This is a genomic window from Citrobacter farmeri (genome assembly GCF_019048065.1).
GTDB lineage: Bacteria > Pseudomonadota > Gammaproteobacteria > Enterobacterales > Enterobacteriaceae > Citrobacter_A > Citrobacter_A farmeri.
In genome coordinates this window covers 3,888,418-3,909,805 of sequence record NZ_CP077291.1, presented here as the reverse complement: position 1 = coordinate 3,909,805, position 21,388 = coordinate 3,888,418, and the positions used below count along the sequence as shown (strand labels likewise).

The following is a 21,388-nucleotide window of genomic DNA, read 5'->3' as shown; positions in this document are numbered from 1 at the left end:
CGGGGCATAGCCCCGGTTGTTCACTCTTTTCGACATTAACCTGCAAACAGGCCCGTCGCGACGCCCAGCGCGGCCAGTATCAGCAGTAAGACCATCGCTTTCACCGGTGAGACGCCGCGTTTCGCCATCAGATACCAGGTGCCGAGAACGACCACCAGCGGCAGCAGTTGCGGGAAGATACCATCCAGCATCTGCTGAACATGGATATTTACGCCATCTTTGGTAATAAACTCCATACCGGTTCCAAGCTTCACGTAGCTTGCCGCGACGCCGCCCATGACGAAAACGCCCAGCAGTGATAAGGCCTCTCGCAGACGGGTAGACTTACTGCTCACCAGCATTTCCACTGAACCAGAGCCCATCTTGTAGCCTTTCAGAAACAAGAACCATGAGCCGGGAATGATGATGGCGAGCCAGGCGACGGTATAAAACAGGGGACCCAGAATATTACCGCCTGCCGCCAGCGCCATGCCGATACTGAGCAGGATTGGGATCAGCATCCCTGGAATCATGGAATCGCCGATCCCGGCAATAGGGCCCATCAGGCCCACCTTCAGGGTGTTGATCGTCTCCCCGTCAATCGGTTCGCCGTTTGCTTTTTTCTCTTCCAGTCCCAGCGCCATCCCGTTCACAATGGCGCCAATCTGGGGTTCGGTATTGTAGAACGATGCGTGCCGACGCAACATTTCGGTCCGCTGTGCGGCATCGGGATAGAGCTTTTTCGCAACCGGCAGCATACTCAGACAAAAGCCAAAAGACTCCAGACGTTCAAAACTCATTGACGATAAGTTATGCATCATCCAGGCTCGCCAGCAGCGGCGAAGATCTTTACGGGTAAGCGTACGTTCTTCCATCAGAATTCATCCTCATCATCGCGAGTAACCGACGTCGTGTTTGTCGCCTGCAGCGGTTCCGGCTTGTAGTTATAGTGAATCAACGCCAACAGTGAACCGACGATCACCAGCGCGACCATGTTGAGTTTTAAAAAGACGATGCAGACGAAACCGACGAGGAAGTAGATCAACATGGTGTAATTTTTGATGATCTGCTTGAGCAAAATCGCAATCCCGACGGCCGGCAGAATGCCGCCCAGCACGTTCATCGTTGACAGAACGATCTTCGGCAGGCTGTCCATAAAGCCACTGATATACTGGGCACCGAAGTACACCGCAATAAAGGTGGGCACAAAGCGCAAGACAAAGTTCGTTACCTGCGGCCAGATAGCGCTGTTCAGGTAAATGCCTCGCTCATCGCCCCGTTCCAGCGCCGTGTCGGCGCGATGGTTCCAGAATGAGTTCAGTACCATCATCGCATTAAACAAAATGGTTCCGGCAATTCCGATAGTTGCGGCTAATGCGACCGCCACTTCCGGACCTTTGCCTGAGAGGATCCCCAGCGCAATAGCCGGGTAAGCTACAAAGTTGAGGTCGGCGGGCATTGAGCCGCCGGGCGTCACCATAGCGATATATACCGCCTGAACCGCAACGCCAATCATGATCCCGGTTTTCATATCACCGAGAATAATCCCGACCAGCGTGCCGGAAATCAGCGGTCGGGTGATCAGATACCAGCCGCCCGTCAGCCCAAGAAGCCAGGGACTGCTGAGGGCGCCGAGATAACACAGAATGCCAATCAACATCGCTTCGATAATCATCGTCCGCTCCTTATTTCAGCTTCTGGCGCGCATCCTGCCAGCTATAGCAACTGGCATCCGGCACCAGCCGGAATTCAACCTGATGCCCGTGCTGCGTCAACCAGTCAAAGGCGGCAATTTCATGCGCATTGACTGACTGATTAGGGCCAATTGTTGTGGTATCGGCGCGCGCGCTCATCGGGCCAACGTTGATTTTGCCGTTGGCGTTGCGCAGGCTGATACCCGCTTCTTCGATGCGCATCAGCGTCACCGGCGATTTGCCAATCACAAAATAGCGTTTCTCGCTGGCGATCACTTTGGGCAGTTTCTCAATCGCGGTGGCGGTATCAAACAACCAGACTTTGGTATCCTGTACAGCGCCCTTCATCACCGAGGAGAGCAGAGGATCGGCCGCGACGGCGTCATCAATGGCGACAATGCCGTCGCAGGGCAGCTCTTTGGCCCAACGTGTGACGAGCTGCCCATGAATAACGCGGTCATCGATACGGACAAAAGAAATACTCATCATGGTTTCCTTTAAAAATCATCTGACTGCACGGAAAAAACCGGAGCGGCTTTCGTCAGCGTGGGGGCGGTTAACGCCAGCAGCGTTTCGGCTGCGGCATGAACGTCCGTGAATGGTGCTATCTCCTCGCATAACAGCAGCATCGGGAGATTCACCCCGGCCACGACGGCGACGGGCGGAACCGTTTGTGGCGAAAAGGCGTGCTGGCTGGCGACATTCCACGGCGTGCCACTTTGCATGTCGCAGAGTACCAGTACGCCGTCAGCGTGTTGCCCGGCATCCGTCAACACCTCGCAAAAGCGCGCTTTGAACCCTTCGATACCGGCCTGTTCGCTTAGCGTCACGGCGTAAACATGCGGTAATTCGCCGTAAACCATCCGTCCGCTAGTGAGAAGTGCTTCCGCCAGAGGGCCGTGGCTGGCGACAATAATGTGGATCATCGGCTTATCCTCTTACCCAGGCTTTGATCGTCGCCAGCGGTTGGCCAACGCTGTCGCCTGAGGGTGAAATTCGGTATTCCCCAACGGCGGCGGGGATGATAAAGGTCTCTGCATAATGCACGACAAATGGGGCAAACGCGCCGCTCGGGCTGTCAACCACCGCTTGAGCGCCTTCGACCAGATTCAGAACGTTAACACCGCCGTGTGTATGGTGTGTCACCGGCGTCGTAAACCAGTGGCGGCGGGTTTCGATAAACTCACGTTCGTGCATCCCGGTTCTTTCTTCCCGCCATCCGTCTCCTTCAGCAATGGGCTCAATGCGGTTGATCAGGTTGTTGTGAACCCATTGCGTATCGCGCTGCCAGTCAATGACCTGTTGCCCATGATCCAGATGGACGGGACGCGGCAATCCGTCCAGACCAAGACGCCCCCAGTCCCATAGTTTGAAGGTGAAAATATAGGGGGTGGCGCTGATCTCCAGAACCATCGTCCCGGCCCCCGAGCAGTGCACGGTTCCGGCGGGGATGAGAAAGTGATCGTGCTTACGCGCGGGGACCTGATTGACAAAGCGTTCGTCATCAAAGGTTTTCTCGCCTCGTCCCGCCGCCCGCAAATCATCCAGCATCTCCTCAGGTACGATCCCGGTTTTCGTGCCCAGATAGACCACCGCATTGGGTTCTGCTTCGAGGATGTAATAACTCTCATCCTGGGTATAGTGCATACCAAACTGCTGCTGGATGTATTCGGTAACCGGGTGAACCTGAAAGCTCAGGTTCTGACCGCCAATGGTGTCGAGGAAGTCAAAACGAATTGGGAATTCCGCGCCAAAGCGAGCATGAACTTTCTCGCCAAGCAGGGCGCGGGGATAAGTCAGCACCAGGTCCTGAGAGGGGATCTCGATCCGCACATGACCAAAACGCAGTAACAGGCTGTTTTCCTCGGGCACGCAATCAAAACACCACGCGTAATTGGGCGCTGAGGGATCGAGATCGAACTGGTGTTTCATCCACTGTCCGCCCCAGACGCCCGGATCAAAGAAGGGGGCGACGCGAAACGGTTGTGTGGTGGTTTGCTGCAATCCGGCACGTAGCGCTTCGCCGCTGACCATCACCGGCGCGCCTGCAACCGTGGTATCAAGCAAATAATCAGCGCGTTTAAGCAGCGGCGTTTTGTGCCGGTCAAAGACCCGCCATTCAATAAAAAAGGCGCGTTTATAGCGACGAAGAATATCTTCATCTTCGTTATCCGCCCCCCAGTTCCCCAGACCATCATGGCGCATTCGCTGTTGGATCTCCCAGCGCGGGAGATCGGCATACACCAGCACATCGCCGGGATGCGCCAGGGCCGCGCCTGACCCGTATACAATCACGAGACCGTTGGGGGTAGCATCAATCTGTTGGCGTAACAGGTTGAGCTTGTCGGTATCAAAAAACTCGTCAAGGTGGTGACAGGAGAGAACGCCAAATACGCGGTCATCGGTCAGATTACGCGCCAGCAAATCATGCAGTGCCTGTTCATCACGGCGCGCGGATTCGATATTGACCACTAAGGCGGCGTTAAACGTCGTGAGGAGTTGTTGTTCCAGTTCATCCAGTCGTACGCCAGGATAGCAATCGATAATCAGTATGGTTTTAGATGATCCAGAAACCCGGGCGTTAAGCACCGAATGGACCGACGCCCAACCTTGCCAGGCCTCGTCGTCATAGCCCTGAACATTAACCTCAGGGAATTTATTATAGGTTGTACGCATTTTCCGTCTCCGTATTGGCTAATTAAAGATTAATCGATTAACCTTATTTTCATAGGGTGGTTAACGCGATTAACCCGCCATAATCAGAAACCAGGGCGGTGAAAAGCTCGCCAGCGTGATGAGAATCACACGTATCGGGACAATATTGAGGTTATTCGATTAACCTTAGGGATAAACAGGAGAAGTCATGACAACCATTACCCTGGCGCAGGTTGCGAAGCGCGCAGGCGTCTCCACGGCGACCGTGTCGATGGTGCTGCGTAATCGGGGGCGTATTTCACAGGCAACGCGCGAGCGCGTGCTAAAAGCGCTGGATGAGTCTGGCTATGTCTATAACCAGACCGCAGCGAATTTGCGTAATCGCAGCAGCAATCAGGTTGGGCTCTTGTTGCATGATATTACCAACCCATTTTATGGTGAGATGACGGCGGGGCTCAGCCATGAGATGGAGCGGCACGACCTGCTGCTGTTTCTGGCGAACAGCGAAGAGTCAGGTGAGCGCCAGCAAAAGTTTGTTGATTCACTGATGCGCAACAATGCCTGTGGCATGGTGCTCTGCGCGGCGCGAGAAACACCGACCTCGTTCTTCGAAGCGCTAAAACGGCGCAATATTCCCGCTATCATGGTCGTTCGCCCACTCAGCGATCCGGATTTTGATTTTGTTGGAACCGATAACTTTCTCGGGACACAAATGGCAACGACCCATTTAGTCAGAATGGGGCATAAAAATATCGCCTTTATTGGCGGCAGTCCGAATTCAGGAAGCCGGGCGCAGCGCATTGGCGGATTTACCAGCACGCTACTGGAACATGGCATCTCACCGAATCCACAGTGGATCGTTGCCGCTCAGGCCAGCCAGATTGATGGCGCGAACGCGGCGGAATCTCTGCTTGTGCATCATCCGCACATTACCGCAGCCGTGTGTTATCAGGATATTGTGGCGCTGGGGGTGATGCAGGCGCTACGAAAAATGGGGCGTGAACCCGGGCGTGACTTTGCTTTAGTCGGGTTCGATGATATTACCGAAGCGGCATTGGTTCAGCCTGCGCTCACTACCGTATCGGTGGCGGCGAAAGAGATTGGTCGTAAGGCGGGGGAGTTACTTTACAGTCGTATTCAGGGAAACGATGAGCCGGCGAAACGAATTATTCTGCCGCCGGCGCTGGTGATCAGGGAATCATGCGGTTTTCGCTGATCGTCATGCCTTTTACTGATATCTCTCTCTGTTTATCATTAAATTCTAATTATCGACGTTTTTGGCTAGCGGCATGACGACGTGCTGGTTAATCTGAAAACGATTTACATCATTTTAACGTAAGAGAATAACTATGCATGATGCACAGGTCCGTGTCGCGATAGCGGGCGCGGGTGGCCGTATGGGCCGCCAGTTAATTCAGGCAGCGCTACAGATGGAAGGCGTTGCGCTTGGTGCGGCGCTTGAGCGCGAGGGATCGTCATTGCTGGGCAGCGATGCCGGAGAATTAGCGGGCGTCGGGAAGACCGGCGTTACCGTGCAAAGTAGCCTTGAGGCAGTAAAAGGGGATTTCGATGTGTTCATCGATTTTACCCGTCCGGAAGGCACGCTGAATCATCTGGCGTTTTGTCGTCAGCATGGCAAAGGGATGGTCATTGGCACCACCGGTTTTGACGATGCGGGAAAACAGGCGATTCGCGATGCTGCCCAGGAGATAGGCATTGTCTTCGCGGCGAACTTCAGCGTTGGTGTTAACGTGATGCTCAAGCTGCTGGAAAAGGCGGCGAAAGTGATGGGTGACTACACCGACATCGAAATCATTGAAGCGCACCATCGCCATAAAGTCGATGCGCCGTCAGGCACCGCGCTGGCGATGGGGGAGGCGATTGCCCACGCGCTGGATAAAGATCTGAAAGCGTGCGCCGTATACAGCCGTGAAGGCTATACCGGCGAACGTGTACCGGGAACGATTGGTTTTGCCACCGTGCGCGCGGGAGACATTGTGGGTGAACATACCGCCATGTTTGCGGATATCGGTGAGCGCATCGAAATCACCCACAAAGCGTCCAGTCGCATGACTTTTGCCAATGGCGCAGTCAGATCGGCTCTTTGGGTGAGTTCGAAGTCAAATGGACTTTTTGATATGCGAGATGTGCTTGATCTCAACATTTTATAGTCAATTATTACCTTTCGTGATGTGGTTATTGTAATCTCAATGCATTGATTACATAGGGCAATATTTTTATTGCCCTTTTATTTTTCTCATTTAAAGCACTTTTTAAATGAACCGCGAATAAATTAACCTTTTCTCTTCATTTTACGTTGCCTGAATGTAAATTTTGACCATTTGGTCCACTTTTTTGAAGGGTAAGATTGTTTTTTACGCATAATTGCGCACGCAAGCGTTTTCCTGCCAGGGTTAGGTGATCTTTTTGCCTGTTAAATCCGATCAATTCATCCTGAGTCGCAAAAGAATATAAAAAATACCGCCTTTAAGTTGACTTTTACCCGTCTTATCTCCAGAATGCCGCCGTTTGCCAGAAATCCGCGGGTAAGCAAATTTGCATTGATTCATGCTATGTTAATGCATTAATATGCAAATAAAGTGAGTGAATATTCTCTGGAGGGTGTTTTGATTAAGTCAGCGCTATTGGTTCTGGAAGACGGAACCCAGTTTCACGGTCGGGCCATAGGGGCAACAGGTTCGGCGGTTGGGGAAGTCGTTTTCAATACTTCAATGACCGGTTATCAAGAAATCCTCACTGATCCTTCCTATTCCCGCCAAATCGTTACTCTTACTTATCCCCATATCGGTAATGTCGGCACCAATGCCGCCGATGAAGAATCCTCCCAGGTCCATGCGCAAGGCCTCGTCATTCGTGACCTGCCGCTGATTGCCAGCAACTTTCGCAATACCGAAGACCTCTCTTCTTACCTGAAACGCCATAACATCGTGGCGATTGCCGATATCGATACCCGTAAGCTGACGCGTCTGCTGCGTGAGAAAGGGGCACAGAACGGTTGCATCATCGCGGGCGATAACCTGGATGCTCAGCTTGCGCTGGAAAAAGCGAAAGCGTTCCCGGGCCTGAATGGAATGGATCTGGCGAAAGAAGTGACCACCACGGAATCTTACAGCTGGACGCAGGGGAGCTGGACGCTGGCCGATGACCTGCCGGAAGCGAAGAAAGAAGGCGAACTGCCGTTCCACGTTGTCGCCTACGACTTTGGTGCCAAGCGCAACATCCTGCGCATGCTGGTGGACCGCGGCTGCCGTCTGACGGTTGTTCCGGCAAAAACGCCAGCAGAAGAGGTGCTGAAGATGAATCCGGACGGGATCTTCCTGTCGAACGGTCCTGGTGACCCGGCGCCGTGTGATTACGCTATCGACGCGATTCAGAAATTCCTCAAAACCGATATTCCGGTATTTGGTATCTGCTTAGGCCATCAGCTATTGGCACTGGCGAGCGGGGCGAAAACCGTGAAGATGAAATTCGGCCACCACGGCGGTAACCATCCTGTCAAAGATATCGACAACAATACCGTGATGATCACGGCCCAGAACCACGGCTTTGCGGTGGATGAAGCATCCATGCCGGCAAATCTGCGCGTCACCCACAAGTCGCTGTTCGATGGCACCCTGCAGGGGATTCATCGCACCGACAAACCGGCATTCAGCTTCCAGGGTCACCCGGAAGCGAGCCCGGGTCCCCACGATGCCGCGCCGTTGTTCGACCACTTTATCGAGTTAATTGAGTTCTACCGTCAGTCCGCGAAATAATCAGGAGTTAAGAGAACCATGCCAAAACGTACAGACATAAAAAGTATCCTGATTCTGGGCGCGGGTCCGATTGTTATCGGTCAGGCGTGTGAGTTTGACTACTCCGGTGCGCAGGCGTGTAAAGCGCTGCGTGAAGAGGGTTACCGCGTCATCCTCGTGAACTCCAACCCGGCTACCATCATGACCGATCCGGAAATGGCCGATGCGACCTACATTGAGCCGATTCACTGGGAAGTGGTCCGCAAGATTATTGAGAAAGAGCGTCCGGACGCGGTGCTGCCGACCATGGGCGGTCAGACGGCGCTGAACTGCGCGCTGGAACTGGAGCGCCAGGGGGTGCTGGCCGAGTTTGGCGTGACCATGATTGGTGCGACGGCCGACGCGATTGATAAAGCAGAAGACCGTCGTCGCTTCGACATCGCAATGAAAAAAATCGGTCTCGACACCGCTCGCTCGGGGATTGCTCATACTCTGGAAGAAGCGCTGGCGGTTGCGGCTGACGTCGGTTATCCGTGTATCATCCGTCCGTCCTTTACCATGGGCGGCACCGGCGGCGGTATCGCCTACAACCGTGAAGAGTTTGAAGAGATTTGTACCCGCGGTCTGGATCTTTCCCCAACCAATGAATTGCTGATTGATGAATCGCTTATTGGCTGGAAAGAGTACGAGATGGAAGTCGTGCGTGATAAAAACGACAACTGCATCATCGTCTGCTCCATCGAGAACTTCGATGCGATGGGTATCCACACCGGTGACTCCATCACCGTTGCACCTGCCCAGACGCTGACCGACAAAGAATATCAAATCATGCGTAACGCTTCGATGGCGGTACTGCGTGAAATCGGTGTTGAAACCGGCGGTTCGAACGTTCAGTTCGCGGTGAACCCGAAAAACGGTCGCCTGATTGTGATCGAAATGAACCCGCGCGTATCCCGCTCCTCAGCGCTGGCGTCGAAAGCCACCGGCTTCCCGATTGCGAAAGTCGCGGCGAAACTGGCGGTAGGTTACACCCTCGATGAACTGATGAACGACATCACTGGCGGTCGTACCCCGGCATCGTTCGAACCGTCCATCGACTATGTGGTCACGAAAATCCCTCGCTTCAACTTCGAAAAATTCGTTGGTGCTAACGACCGTCTGACCACCCAGATGAAATCTGTCGGTGAGGTAATGGCAATTGGCCGCACCCAGCAGGAATCTCTGCAAAAAGCGCTGCGCGGTCTGGAAGTGGGCGCCACCGGCTTTGACCCGAAAGTGAGCCTGGATGACCCGGAAGCGCTGACCAAAATCCGCCGTGAGTTGAAAGACGCGGGCGCTGAGCGTATCTGGTATATCGCCGATGCGTTCCGTGCGGGCCTGTCTGTTGACGGTGTATTCAACCTGACCAACATCGATCGCTGGTTCCTGGTACAAATTGAAGAGCTGGTACGTCTGGAAGAAAAAGTGGCGGAGCTGGGCATCAACGGCCTGACCCCTGACTTCCTGCGCCAGTTGAAACGCAAAGGCTTTGCCGATGCGCGTCTGGCTAAACTGGCCGGCGTGCGTGAAGCGGAAGTGCGCAAACTGCGTGACCAGTACAACCTGCACCCGGTCTACAAACGTGTGGACACCTGTGCGGCAGAATTCGCCACCGATACCGCCTACATGTACTCTACTTATGAAGATGAGTGTGAGGCGAACCCGTCCGTTGACCGCGACAAAATCATGGTGCTCGGCGGCGGTCCAAACCGTATCGGCCAGGGGATCGAATTTGACTACTGCTGCGTACACGCCTCTCTGGCGCTGCGCGAAGACGGTTTTGAGACCATCATGGTCAACTGTAACCCGGAAACCGTCTCCACCGACTATGACACCTCCGACCGCCTCTACTTTGAGCCGGTAACGCTGGAGGATGTCCTGGAAATCGTGCGCATTGAGAAGCCGAAGGGCGTGATCGTGCAGTACGGTGGCCAGACTCCGTTGAAGCTGGCGCGTGCGCTGGAAGCGGCGGGCGTGCCGGTTATCGGTACCAGTCCGGATGCGATTGACCGTGCAGAAGACCGTGAGCGTTTCCAGCATGCGGTTGACCGTCTGAAGCTGAAACAACCGGCTAACGCCACCGTGACGGCTATCGAACAGGCCGTCGAAAAAGCGAAAGAGATTGGCTACCCGCTGGTGGTGCGCCCGTCCTACGTGCTGGGCGGACGCGCGATGGAAATCGTCTACGACGAAGCTGACCTGCGCCGCTACTTCCAGACCGCAGTCAGCGTTTCCAACGACGCGCCGGTTCTGCTCGACCGCTTCCTCGATGACGCGATTGAAGTGGATGTGGACGCGATCTGTGACGGCGAAATGGTGCTGATTGGCGGCATCATGGAACACATTGAACAAGCGGGCGTCCACTCCGGTGACTCCGCCTGTTCTCTGCCCGCTTACACCCTGAGCCAGGAAATTCAGGATGTGATGCGCCAGCAGGTGCAGAAACTGGCTTTCGAACTGCAGGTTCGTGGTCTGATGAACGTTCAGTTCGCAGTGAAAGACAACGAAGTGTACCTGATTGAAGTGAACCCACGTGCGGCGCGTACTGTGCCATTCGTCTCCAAAGCGACCGGCGTACCGCTGGCGAAAGTGGCGGCACGCGTGATGGCGGGCAAATCGCTGACCGAGCAGGGTGTGACCAAAGAAATTATCCCGCCGTACTACTCGGTGAAAGAAGTGGTGCTGCCGTTCAACAAGTTCCCGGGCGTCGACCCGCTGTTAGGGCCGGAAATGCGCTCCACCGGGGAAGTAATGGGCGTGGGCCGTACCTTTGCGGAAGCATTCGCCAAGGCGCAACTGGGCAGCAACTCCACCATGAAGAAACAGGGCCGGGCGCTGCTCTCTGTGCGTGAAGGCGATAAAGAGCGCGTGGTGGACCTGGCCGCGAAACTGCTGAAACAGGGTTTTGAACTGGATGCCACCCACGGTACTGCGATTGTGCTGGGTGAAGCCGGGATCAATCCGCGTCTGGTGAACAAGGTGCATGAGGGGCGTCCGCACATTCAGGACCGCATCAAGAATGGCGAATATACCTACATCATCAACACCACCGCAGGCCGTCGCGCCATCGAAGACTCCAGGGTGATTCGCCGTAGCGCGCTGCAGTACAAAGTGCACTATGACACCACGCTGAACGGGGGTTTTGCTACCGCGATGGCGCTGAATGCCGATGCGACGGAGAAAGTGACCTCCGTTCAGGAAATGCACGCGCAAATCAAAAAATAAACGGCAGCATCATTAACCACTGTTTTAAAAACGGTTCCGGAAACGGAGCCGTTTTTTTATGCAATCCGTTTATTTCTGGGGATATATTGCGCACAAGGACAGCATTCAATGTAACAAGCAAGATTTGGCTCACAATAATGCGTCGTTAAGTTGCTTACTATTATTTAATCCCACAATTTCAATATGGTCTTGTTTTTGTATTTTACAGACAGGGCATAACAAGATTTTTAATTTGTGAAATGGTGTGCTTATGTGTGAAGAATATGTTGAAAAGCCGCTTTACCTGTTGATCGCCGATTGGGTAATGGCAGAAAAGCGTTGGGTGAGTGCGAAAGAGATTGCGAAGCACTTTAATATGGATCACTGCAAAGCGATCAATACCGTCTCTTATATTCTCGCTGAGGTCGGGGACATTAATTGCGAGACTAAGACGATCCCTAATCAACTGGCAGGTCGCGGATGTCAGTGTCAGCGACTGGTCAGAGTGACACATATTGATCCGCAACTGTATGCCCGTCTGGGGCATAGTGCTCAGGAGAAGATGGTCAGCAAATCGCCACGGATGTCAGCAGTGCCGCCGTCAGAGCTGAACCGCGAGCAGAAATGGCAGATGATGCTGTCAAAAAGTATGCGTCGGTAATCTTTTGTTTGCCGGATGGCACTGCGCCATCCGGTATGATTACATTGCCGATTTGGGCTTCACCTCGGTTGTGCCTTTCAGGCGCGGTCGGTTTGCTTCAACTTCCGACAGCGGGAATGTTTCCCACAATGATGCCCGACAACGTACGGCAAGATCCTGATATTCCTTTGTATTAAGTCGTTTCCAGTGCAGTTCCTGTTCGGTGACGTCACGCACGACGCGGGCAGGCGTGCCGACCAGCAACTGCCGCGCAGCGCCAGTAAATCCGGCTTTGACAAAGCTCATGGCGGCGACAATGCTTTCATCGCCAATGACTGCGCCATCCATGATCACGCTGTTCATCCCCACCAGCGCGTCCCGGCCAATCACGCAGCCGTGCAGGATAGCCCCGTGCCCGATGTGTCCGTTCTCGCGTACCACCGTGTCCGTATCGCAGTAGCCATGCATAATGCAACCGTCCTGGAGGTTGGAGCCCGCTTCGAGGATCAGGCGGCCATAGTCACCGCGCAGCGATGCGAGCGGGCCGACGTATACGCCAGCCCCCACGATCACATCACCAATCAGTACCGCGCTGGGATGCACAAACGCCTCGGGATGTACCACGGGAATCAGGCCTTCAAAGGCGTAGCAGCGCATGATCAATCAGCGTCCTTTCCAGACCGGATCGCGCTTTTCAGCAAACGCCTGCGGCCCTTCTAACGCATCTTCGGAGTGCAGCACGGACGGATAGTGCTTCAGCACACCGCTGCGGATAAAGCGGTAAGCTTCCTCCACCGGCATTTCACTGGTCGTGCGATAAATCTCTTTCAGTGCGGCGATCGCCAGCGGTGCACTGTTCACCAGCTGTTGCGCCAGTTCACGCGCGCTGGCCATCAGTTCTTGCTGGCTGACCACACGATTGACGATCCCCCAGCGCAGCGCTTCTTCCGCATTCATGCGTCTGCCGGTCATGACCATTTCATTGACGATTGCCGGGGGCAGTATTTTCGGCAGGCGCAGGACACCACCGCTGTCCGGTACGATGCCGAGTTTGGCTTCAGGTAGCGCAAAACTGGCGTTGTCGGCACAAACAATAAAGTCTGCCGCCAGGGCCAGTTCGAAGCCCCCGCCGAAGGCATAGCCATTGACGGCGGCGATCACCGGTTTGTCGAGATTGAATATTTCGGTCAGACCGGCGAATCCGCCAGGGCCGAAATCGGCGTCCGGCGCTTCACCTTCCGCGGCCGCTTTTAAATCCCAGCCGGCGGAAAAGAATTTTTCACCCGCGCCGGTGACGATTGCTACGCGCAGTTCGGGATCGTCACGGAAATTAAGAAAAGCCTCGCCCATTTGAAAACTGGTTTTGGCATCAATCGCATTTGCTTTTGGCCGATCCAGCATAATTTCCAGAATCGCCCCGTTGCGGGTTAAATGTAAAGATTCACTCATGGTTCATCTCCAAAAATAGGATGTCTGGCAGGGGGTATTCCTGCCTGTAGGATTATTTCAGATTTTTTTTGATTATTTTTCCTGAACAATTTCGCGGCAGGTCGGTTCGAATCTCCATAATTGAAGGGACTTTGAATTTCGCCATATTTTTTTCACAAAAACTGAAAAACTCCTCTTCACTGAGCGTTTCACCTTCGTTGAGTACCACAAAGGCTTTTATCGCCTCGTCACGAATGGAGTCTTTAATTCCAATGACGACGATGTCCTGAATTTTAGGGTGCGCCGAAATAATATTTTCCAGCTCCACGCAAGAGACGTTTTCTCCTCCGCGCTTAATCATGTTGCAGCGGCGGTCGACAAAATAGAAAAAACCGTCCTCATCGCGGTAGCCGGAATCACCGGTATGCAGCCAGCCGGTCGGCTCGAGCGCTTTGGCCGTGGCGTCTGGTCTGCGGTAGTACTCTTTGAAAATCGTTTTACCCGGCACGCCCTTGATGCAGATTTCTCCAATTTCACCCGCGGGCAGCGCGCGGTTCTGCTCATCGCGAATCTCCGCTTCGTAACAAAAACCGGGACGTCCAATAGAGGGCCAGCGTCGTTTATCGCCGGGGCGATCGCCGATAATGCCGACGATGGTTTCCGTCATGCCGTAGGAGGTCAGCAGACGCACACCAAAGCGTTCAAGAAACGCGTCTTTTTCCTGCACTGACAGGTTGAGGTAGTACATCACCTCCCGTAGGCAGTGCTCTCTGTCCAACGGCGAGACGGGTTGAACCATCAACGTTCTGATCATCATCGGAATACATTCCGTGACGGTCGCGCGGTATTTACGTATCTGTCCCCAAAAGGCGCGAGCGCTGTACTTCTCAATCAGCACAAAGGTTGCTCCTGCCGAGAACGCGGCCATGGCGGCAGTGCACTGGCAGTCGATGTGAAACGCAGGCATCACTGTCAGGTAAACATCGTCATCTCGCAGAGCGCATTGCCATGACGAGTAGTAGCCGGCAAAACGCAGGTTGTAGTGGGTGATCACCACCCCTTTGGGCCGGGAGGTGGTGCCGGAGGTAAACAGGATTTCGGCCATGTCGTCCGTGGACAACGATGGGGTATAACACAATGTCGTCGGCTGTTGGTCCTTCAACGACGTAAAATGGCTCACGCCGTCAGCGACAGGTAACGCTTCGCCAATCAGGCAGATATGGTTAAGCAGCGTCGTATTTTCCTGTTGGATCTGGCGATACATCGGATAAAAAGCGGCGCTGGTCACCAGCAGTTGAACTTCGCTGTTTTGCAGGATCCACGCGCTTTCGTCGCGCAGCAGACGGGCATTGATCGGCACCATGACCGCACCCATTTTTGCCAGCCCGAACCAGCAAAAGAAAAATTCCGGGCAGTTATCCAGATGCAGGGCGACCTTATCGCCTTTGCGGATCCCCAACGTATGGAAAAGGTTTGCCGTCCGATTGATTTCCTCGTTAAGCGAGGTATAGCTGTACTGGCGCACGACTCCTTCGCTGGATTCGCAAATTAGCGCCGTTTTATTGCCATATAACCCGGTCAGGTCGTCCCACATCTGACGTAAGTGTTGTCCGCCAACGATATCCATTGCACTCCTGTCCATCTTCACTGGCGATGCGCTAACCAGACAGCCCGGTCAGCGCGTCGCGTTTAGTTCTCAACCTTGGCCAGACCTTTACTGACCAGTTCCTTAATGTCTGCGTCGTTGTAACCGATATTTTTCAGAATGGCGGCTGTATCCATGCCATGCGACGGCATGCCACGCCAGATTTTCCCTGGGTTGTTTTTGAATTTCGGCATGATGTTTGGCCCTTTGCAGGTGCGGCCATCCATCGTTTGCCACTGGGTAATGGATTCGCGAGCAACGTACTGCGGGTTGCCTTCCAGTTCAGGAATGGTCAACACTTTGGCGCAGGCAATATTGAGTTCAGCGAAACGCGCCTGAACTTCCGCTATGGTGTGTGCGGCCAGCCACGCATCCAGTTTCTCTTCAACCAGCGGTCCGTACGGGCACTCGACGCGGTGAATCAGCTGTGTTCCTTCCGGCACTTCCGGCGTACCGAGAATGTGGGCCAGGCCGATGTCTTTGAAACATTCGGTGACCTGGGTAATCCCGACCAGTTCCATGACGATGTAGCCGTCGGCGCATTTATACAGCCCGCAACCGGCGTAGTAAGGGTCTTTACCTTTAGTCATGCGGGGGCATATTTCGCCGCCGTTGAAGTAATCCATCATGAAGTACTGGCCCATGCGCAGCATCACTTCGTACATGGCGACATCGATACTTTCGCCTTTGCCGGTTTCCCGCACCTTATGCAATGCCGCCAGCGCGGCAGTGGTGGCCGTCATGCCGGAGAAGTAATCCGCGGTGTAGGGAAACGCGGGCATGGGCTGATCGACGTCGCCGTTTTGGATCAGATAGCCGCTGAAGGCCTGAGCAATGGTGTTATAGGCCGGAAGGTTGGTGTACTCCTCGGTGCCGTACTGGCCGAAGCCGGAGAGGTGGGCAATAACCAGTTTCGGGTTATGCTGCCACAGGACCTCATCGGTAATTCCCCGACGGGCAAACGCCGGACCTTTACTGGCTTCAATGAAGATATCGGTGGTTTCCATCAGCTTCAGAAACGCTTCCCGACCCTCATCTTTAAAAATATTCAGCGAGAGCGCGTGCAGATTACGCCGCGACAATTGCGGATAGTTCGGTTGAACGCGGATGGTATCGGCCCAGGCAACGTTTTCAATCCAGATAACTTCAGCGCCCCATTCGGCAAACATCTGCCCGGCGAACGGCCCGGCGATCTCGATCCCGGAGAAGACAACCCGTAGTCCGGCAAGTGGCCCAAAAGCAGGCATTGGTAGACGATCCATAAAATACTCCTGATAAATTTGTAGGCCTGATAAGGCGGTTACGCCGTCATCCGGCTATGCCTGATGGCGACGCAGATGCGTCTTATCAGGCCTACAAAACCTAAGTCCGGTGTAGGTCGGATAAGGCGTAGCCGCCATCCGACATTAAGCTGATATCCGGCCTGTCGCCGTCTTAACGGTATTGCTTCAACACGGCGCGACCGAGCGTCAGGATCTGCATTTCGTCAGAGCCGCCGGATACGCGGTCAACGCGCAGATCGCGCCAGAAGCGGGTGATGCGGTGATTGCCCGCTATCCCCACGCCGCCGAGGACCTGCATGGAGGTGTCCACCACTTCAAACGCTGCATTGGCGCAGAAGTATTTACACATCGCCGCATCACCCGAGGTGATGGTGCCGTTGTCAGCTTTCCACGCCGCTTCCAGCAGCATGTTTTTCATGGAGTTTAATTTGATCGCCATATGGGCGAATTTCTCCTGGATCAGTTGGAAACGCCCAATCGTTTCGCCAAACTGTACGCGCTGGTTGGCGTAGCGTGCGGCATCTTCAAAGGCACACATTGCCGTACCGTAGTTGGTGAGGGCTACCAGGAAACGTTCGTGGTCGAACTCTTCTTTCACGCGGTTAAAGCCGTTACCTTCCCGACCGAACATGTCTTTTTCGTCCAGCTCGACATCGTCAAAGTTGATTTCACAGCAGCTGTCCATGCGCAGACCCAACTTCTCAAGTTTGTTGACCTTGATGCCGGGTTTACTCATGTCGACAAACCATTCGGTATAGATGGGTTTATCCGGGGAAGCGCCGTCTCTTGCCATGACCACGATATAGGGGGTGTAGGCGCTACTGGTGATAAAACACTTACTACCATTAAGATAAACCTTACCATTTTTGCGGGTATAAGTGGTTTTCAAACTACCAACATCCGATCCCGCTCCCGGTTCGGTGATGGCGGAGTTCCACATTTGTTTCCCCGTCCCCTGGAACGCCATGATTTTATCGATCTGCTCCTGGGTGCCTTCGCGCAGGAAGGTATTAAAACCGCCCGGCAACTGATAGAGCACGTAGGTGGGCGCACCGAGGCGTCCCAACTCCATCCAGACGGCAGCCACGGTGACGAATCCGGCTTCCAGGCCGCCATGTTCTTCCGGGATCAGCAGGCTATCGATACCCATATCCGCAAGCGCTTTCACGAAACGTTCCGGATACACGCTGTCGCGATCGCACTCGGCAAAATAGGCTTCCCAGTTCTCACTGGCCATCAGTTCACGAATACCGGCGACAAACAGTTCCTGCTCATCATTGAAATTGAAATCCATCTTCTAACCTCTATGTCATGGGGTAATTAGGTTTATTTATCTTTCCAGTGCACTTTGGCGTCTTTGATAAAGGAGAGCGTCACCATAATGTTGACGAAGAACAGGGGGCAGCCCCCGGCGATAATTGCGGTTTGTATTGGCTTCAGGCCGCCAAGCGCCAGCAGCACGATACCAATCACGCCAACCAGCACGGACCAACCGATACGCACCAGCAGCGGTGGCTCTTCGCCATCACGAACTTCACGACAGGTCGACATCGCCAGGGTGTAAGAACAGGCGTTAATCAACGTGACGGTGGCAATAAAGCAGAGGATAAAGAACCCCCACATCGTGGCGGTGCTGAGCGGCAGGGCGGCCCAGGTTTCGATAATCGCGCGCGGTACGCCGTGATCGGCGATCAGTTGTGGAATGTTGATGATGTTTTTATCCATCAACAGAAGCGTGTTACTGCCCAGCACCGTCCACAGGATCCAGGTTGATGCGGTGAGGCCCAACACCATGCCGAAACACAGTTCACGTACGGTACGACCGCGAGAGATACGCGCCAGGAAGATACTCATCTGGATGGCGTAAATTACCCACCACGCCCAGTAGAAGACCGTCCATCCCTGCGGGAAGCCGCCTTTGCCGATGGCATCGGTATAGAACAGCATGCGTGGCAGGTACATCAGCAGCATCCCGACGGAGTCGGTGAAGTAGTTCATGATGAAGCTGGCGCCGCTGACGATGAACACCCAGCCGAGCATCAGGAAGCTTAAATAGCTGCGCACATCGCTGGCGATCCTGACCCCTTTTTGCAGGCCGCAGGCTACGCAAATGGCGTTCAAAATAATCCAGCAGGTGATGATGATAGCGTCAAGTTGCAGGGTATGCGGAATACCAAACAGCCACTGCATGCACTCGGTCACCAGCGGCGTCGCCAGCCCGAGGCTGGTGCCCATCGCGAAGATCAGCGCCACCAGGTAGAAGTTATCCACGATAGTGCCGAGTAACCCTTTCGCATGTTTTTCGCCAACCAGTGGAACCAATGTTGAACTTGGGCGAATAACGTCCATTTTGCGTACAAAGAAGAAGTAGGCGAAGGCCACGGAAAGGAAGCTGTAAGTTGCCCACGGCAGCGGCCCCCAGTGGAACAGGCTGTAGGCCAGACCTATCTCTTTCGCCGGCGTAGAGCCAGGCGTCAGCGCAAACGGCGGCGTGGAGATGTAGTAGTAAATCTCTATCGATCCCCAGAACAACACGGCGGCAGAGGTACAGGAGGCGAACATCATGAAGATCCAACTGGCAGTGCTGAACTCCGGTTTCTCGTCACCTAATTTCTTTTTCGCGTAGGGACCAAACACCAGCCAGAACCAGCCGATGAGCATAATGACCATATACCACTCAAACGCCCATCCCCAGACATTGGTGACATAACTGAAAACGGCATTAATAACGACGTTGGCGGCATCGAGATCGCGTACCGTTAGCCAGCAAAGTATTCCGACTATTATTAGCGGCGGGAAAAAAACCTTTGGTTCAATTCCAGACTTTCTCTTTTCATTTTTCATGAGTGAATTCCAGGTTGAAAACGAAATTTATTTGGCGTTCCCGTTTGTTTTATTTTTGTTTATTTTTATTAAATATTTGTTGATACCCGTTTAACCTCAGGACGCGTTGACGAGTAACTCATAATGGGTATTCATTTTGCGGCATTCTGTAACATTCGTCACACTTTTGGCCTGGGGCACTTTGGTGCTAATATTTCTTTAAAATCAATATAAATCATGGTGTTGTATTTGAAGTTGTTCGGTTTTACACCGTTTGGCGTTCAATATTGGTGATCTGCCAGGCAATATTGAAAATATTCCTTTTTGACGCTGGATTTCAATATTGGTGAGGCGCTTAACAATATTGAAAGTTGCGAATATCAGTGTGTGACATTTTCAATATTGGTGATTATGGTTTTATTTCCGAATTAAAGAGCGTGATATCTGTATTTAACACCGCCGATATAAATACGTTTCCTTCATGATATCTGGAGATGCAATGAAGATAATTACTTGCTACAAGTGTGTACCTGATGAACAGGATATTGTCGTCAATCACGCCGATGGTTCATTAGATTTCAGCAAAGCAGATGGCAAAATCAGCCAGTACGACCTGAATGCGATTGAAGCGGCCTGTCAGTTGAAACAGCAGGCCAGCGATGCGCAGGTGATCGCCCTGAGCGTGGGAGGGAAAGCGTTAACCAACGCGAAAGGGCGTAAGGATGTCCTCTCTCGCGGTCCGGATGAACTGGTGGTGGTCATCGACGACCAGTTCGAACAGACGCTGCCGCAGCAGACCGCCTCGGCGCTGGCCGCCGCCGCACAGAAGTTGGGATTTGACCTGATGATCTGTGGCGATGGCTCTTCCGATCTCTACGCACAGCAGGTCAGCCTGCTGGTGGGGGAAACGCTGAACATTCCCGCCATCAACGGCGTAAGCAAAATTCTCTCCCTGACGGAAAGCACACTGACCGTTGAACGTGAACTGGAAGATGAAATTGAAACGCTGAGCGTTCCTCTTCCGGCGGTCGTGGCCGTCTCCACCGACATTAACTCCCCACAAATTCCGTCTATGAAAGCCATTCTGGGCGCAGCGAAAAAACCGGTGCAGGTCTGGTCGGCGGCTGACATTGGTTTCAGCGCCGGGGACGCCTGGTCAACACAAACGGTGGCCGCGCCAAAACAACGTGAGCGCCAGCGTATTGTGATTGAAGGCGATGGTGAAGATCAGATTGCTGCGTTTGCCGATAGTCTGCGCAAAATCATTAATTAAGAAGGGGATGTTATGAGCAAGTTTTCCAGCGTCTGGGTATTTAGCGATACCTCGTCTCGTCTGCCGGAACTGATGAGCGGCGCGCAGGTTTTAGGTGAACAGGTTAACGCATTTGTGCAAAACGCCGATGAGGCTACCACAGCCATTCAGTTGGGCGCGCATCACGTCTGGCAACTGGACGGTAAACCGGACGATCGCATGGTGGAAGATTATGCGGACGTGATAGCACAGACCATTCGTCAGCAGGGCGATTCTGGCCTGGTGCTGTTGCCTAACACGCGTCGCGGCAAGCTGTTAGCGGCAAAACTGGGCTATCGCCTTGCGGCAGCGGTCTCTAATGATGCCAGCGCGGTGACGCAGCAGGATGGTCGGGCGACGATCAAACATATGGTGTATGGCGGTCTGGCGATGGGCGAAGAAACGCTCTCCACGCCGTTTGCCGTACTGACGCTCAGCAGCGGCACCTTTGAGGCGCAACAGCCGGATGCAGCACGCAGCGGCGAGACGCACAGCGTCGCATGGCAGGCACCGGAAATCACCGTCACCCGCACCGCTACCCAACCACGGCAGAGTAACAGCGTCGATCTCGACAAAGCCCGGCTGGTGGTTAGCGTCGGACGCGGCATCGGCAGCAAAGAGAATATTTCACTGGCGCAAGCGCTATGTCAGGCCATTGGGGCAGAACTGGCCTGTTCGCGTCCGGTCGCCGAAAACGAGAAGTGGATGGAGCATGAGCGCTATGTCGGGATCTCGAACCTGATGCTCAAGCCGGAACTGTACCTGGCGGTGGGGATCTCCGGGCAGATCCAGCACATGGTGGGGGCGAACGGCGCGCAGACTATTTTTGCCATTAACAAAGATAAAAATGCGCCGATCTTTCAGTATGCGGATTACGGCATTGTCGGCGATGCGCTGAAGATCCTGCCCGCGCTGACGACCGCACTGGCTCGCTAATCCATTCAGGCAGGGA

Annotated in this window: 18 protein-coding genes; 7 read left to right on the top strand and 11 right to left on the bottom strand. The window is 53.9% G+C overall.

The window, feature by feature from the left end; translation table 11 throughout:
• Positions 1 to 35: 35 nt before the first annotated feature.
• Genes I6L53_RS18295 through I6L53_RS18275 form a run of 5 tightly spaced genes read right to left on the bottom strand, consistent with a single transcriptional unit; the run spans position 36 to position 4,349 of the window.
• Positions 36 to 854 carry a PTS system mannose/fructose/sorbose family transporter subunit IID gene (locus tag I6L53_RS18295; RefSeq protein ID WP_042323974.1) on the bottom strand — a complete coding sequence of 273 codons (819 nt, stop codon included), beginning with the start codon at positions 852 to 854 and terminating at the stop codon, positions 36 to 38.
• Positions 854 to 1,654: a PTS mannose/fructose/sorbose/N-acetylgalactosamine transporter subunit IIC gene (locus I6L53_RS18290; RefSeq protein WP_042323972.1), complete on the bottom strand. Its 801-nt coding sequence runs from the start codon at positions 1,652 to 1,654 to the stop codon at positions 854 to 856. The genes I6L53_RS18295 and I6L53_RS18290 overlap by 1 nt, the downstream gene beginning before the upstream one ends.
• Before the next feature lie 10 nt (positions 1,655 to 1,664).
• A complete protein-coding gene (locus tag I6L53_RS18285) occupies positions 1,665 to 2,159 on the bottom strand; it encodes a PTS sugar transporter subunit IIB (RefSeq protein ID WP_042323970.1) in 495 nt (164 codons plus the stop codon).
• An 11-nt stretch (positions 2,160 to 2,170) separates the two neighbouring features.
• A complete protein-coding gene (locus tag I6L53_RS18280; protein WP_042323969.1) occupies positions 2,171 to 2,599 on the bottom strand; it encodes a PTS sugar transporter subunit IIA in 429 nt (142 codons plus the stop codon).
• 4 nt (positions 2,600 to 2,603) lie between these two features.
• Positions 2,604 to 4,349 carry a class I mannose-6-phosphate isomerase gene (locus I6L53_RS18275; RefSeq protein ID WP_042323967.1) on the bottom strand — a complete coding sequence of 582 codons (1,746 nt, stop codon included), beginning with the start codon at positions 4,347 to 4,349 and terminating at the stop codon, positions 2,604 to 2,606.
• A 187-nt stretch (positions 4,350 to 4,536) separates the two neighbouring features.
• On the opposite strand from I6L53_RS18275, the gene I6L53_RS18270 reads away from it, so the two are divergent.
• The 5 genes from I6L53_RS18270 to caiF all read left to right on the top strand — a co-directional run bounded on the left by I6L53_RS18270 (position 4,537) and on the right by caiF (position 11,987).
• Entirely contained in the window at positions 4,537 to 5,544 is a 1,008-nt protein-coding gene (locus I6L53_RS18270) for a LacI family DNA-binding transcriptional regulator (RefSeq protein ID WP_042323965.1), read from the top strand.
• 133 nt (positions 5,545 to 5,677) lie between these two features.
• Positions 5,678 to 6,499 (top strand): 4-hydroxy-tetrahydrodipicolinate reductase, encoded by an 822-nt coding sequence (gene dapB / locus I6L53_RS18265; protein WP_042323962.1) that lies wholly within the window; start codon positions 5,678 to 5,680, stop codon positions 6,497 to 6,499.
• A 456-nt stretch (positions 6,500 to 6,955) separates the two neighbouring features.
• Positions 6,956 to 8,104, top strand: a complete 1,149-nt coding sequence (gene carA, locus I6L53_RS18260; RefSeq protein ID WP_042323960.1) for a glutamine-hydrolyzing carbamoyl-phosphate synthase small subunit — start codon at positions 6,956 to 6,958, stop codon at positions 8,102 to 8,104.
• Positions 8,105 to 8,122: 18 nt separating this feature from the next.
• Entirely contained in the window at positions 8,123 to 11,347 is a 3,225-nt protein-coding gene (gene carB, locus I6L53_RS18255) for a carbamoyl-phosphate synthase large subunit (RefSeq protein ID WP_042323958.1), read from the top strand.
• Between the two features lie 250 nt (positions 11,348 to 11,597).
• On the top strand, positions 11,598 to 11,987 hold the full coding sequence (gene caiF / locus I6L53_RS18250; RefSeq protein WP_042323956.1) for a carnitine metabolism transcriptional regulator CaiF: 390 nt from the start codon (positions 11,598 to 11,600) through the stop codon (positions 11,985 to 11,987).
• Between the two features lie 39 nt (positions 11,988 to 12,026).
• Here caiF and caiE read toward each other — a convergent pair whose 3' ends face one another.
• The 6 genes from caiE to caiT all read right to left on the bottom strand — a co-directional run bounded on the left by caiE (position 12,027) and on the right by caiT (position 19,166).
• A complete protein-coding gene (gene caiE / locus I6L53_RS18245; RefSeq protein ID WP_042324138.1) occupies positions 12,027 to 12,623 on the bottom strand; it encodes a carnitine operon protein CaiE in 597 nt (198 codons plus the stop codon).
• A 6-nt stretch (positions 12,624 to 12,629) separates the two neighbouring features.
• Positions 12,630 to 13,415 carry a crotonobetainyl-CoA hydratase gene (gene caiD, locus I6L53_RS18240; protein ID WP_042323953.1) on the bottom strand — a complete coding sequence of 262 codons (786 nt, stop codon included), beginning with the start codon at positions 13,413 to 13,415 and terminating at the stop codon, positions 12,630 to 12,632.
• Positions 13,416 to 13,467: 52 nt separating this feature from the next.
• Complete coding sequence (gene caiC, locus I6L53_RS18235) at positions 13,468 to 15,021, bottom strand: crotonobetaine/carnitine-CoA ligase (RefSeq protein WP_042323951.1); 1,554 nt, start codon at positions 15,019 to 15,021, stop codon at positions 13,468 to 13,470.
• 62 nt (positions 15,022 to 15,083) lie between these two features.
• Positions 15,084 to 16,301: an L-carnitine CoA-transferase gene (caiB, locus tag I6L53_RS18230; RefSeq protein WP_042323949.1), complete on the bottom strand. Its 1,218-nt coding sequence runs from the start codon at positions 16,299 to 16,301 to the stop codon at positions 15,084 to 15,086.
• A gap of 172 nt (positions 16,302 to 16,473) precedes the next feature.
• Entirely contained in the window at positions 16,474 to 17,616 is a 1,143-nt protein-coding gene (gene caiA, locus I6L53_RS18225) for a crotonobetainyl-CoA dehydrogenase (protein ID WP_042323946.1), read from the bottom strand.
• A gap of 32 nt (positions 17,617 to 17,648) precedes the next feature.
• Complete coding sequence (caiT, locus tag I6L53_RS18220) at positions 17,649 to 19,166, bottom strand: L-carnitine/gamma-butyrobetaine antiporter (protein ID WP_042323944.1); 1,518 nt, start codon at positions 19,164 to 19,166, stop codon at positions 17,649 to 17,651.
• A gap of 478 nt (positions 19,167 to 19,644) precedes the next feature.
• Here caiT and I6L53_RS18215 point away from each other — a divergent pair, with 478 nt between their 5' ends.
• Positions 19,645 to 20,418 (top strand): electron transfer flavoprotein FixA, encoded by a 774-nt coding sequence (locus I6L53_RS18215; protein WP_042323942.1) that lies wholly within the window; start codon positions 19,645 to 19,647, stop codon positions 20,416 to 20,418.
• Positions 20,419 to 20,430: 12 nt separating this feature from the next.
• Complete coding sequence (locus I6L53_RS18210; RefSeq protein ID WP_042323940.1) at positions 20,431 to 21,372, top strand: electron transfer flavoprotein subunit alpha/FixB family protein; 942 nt, start codon at positions 20,431 to 20,433, stop codon at positions 21,370 to 21,372.
• Positions 21,373 to 21,388: the final 16 nt, after the last annotated feature.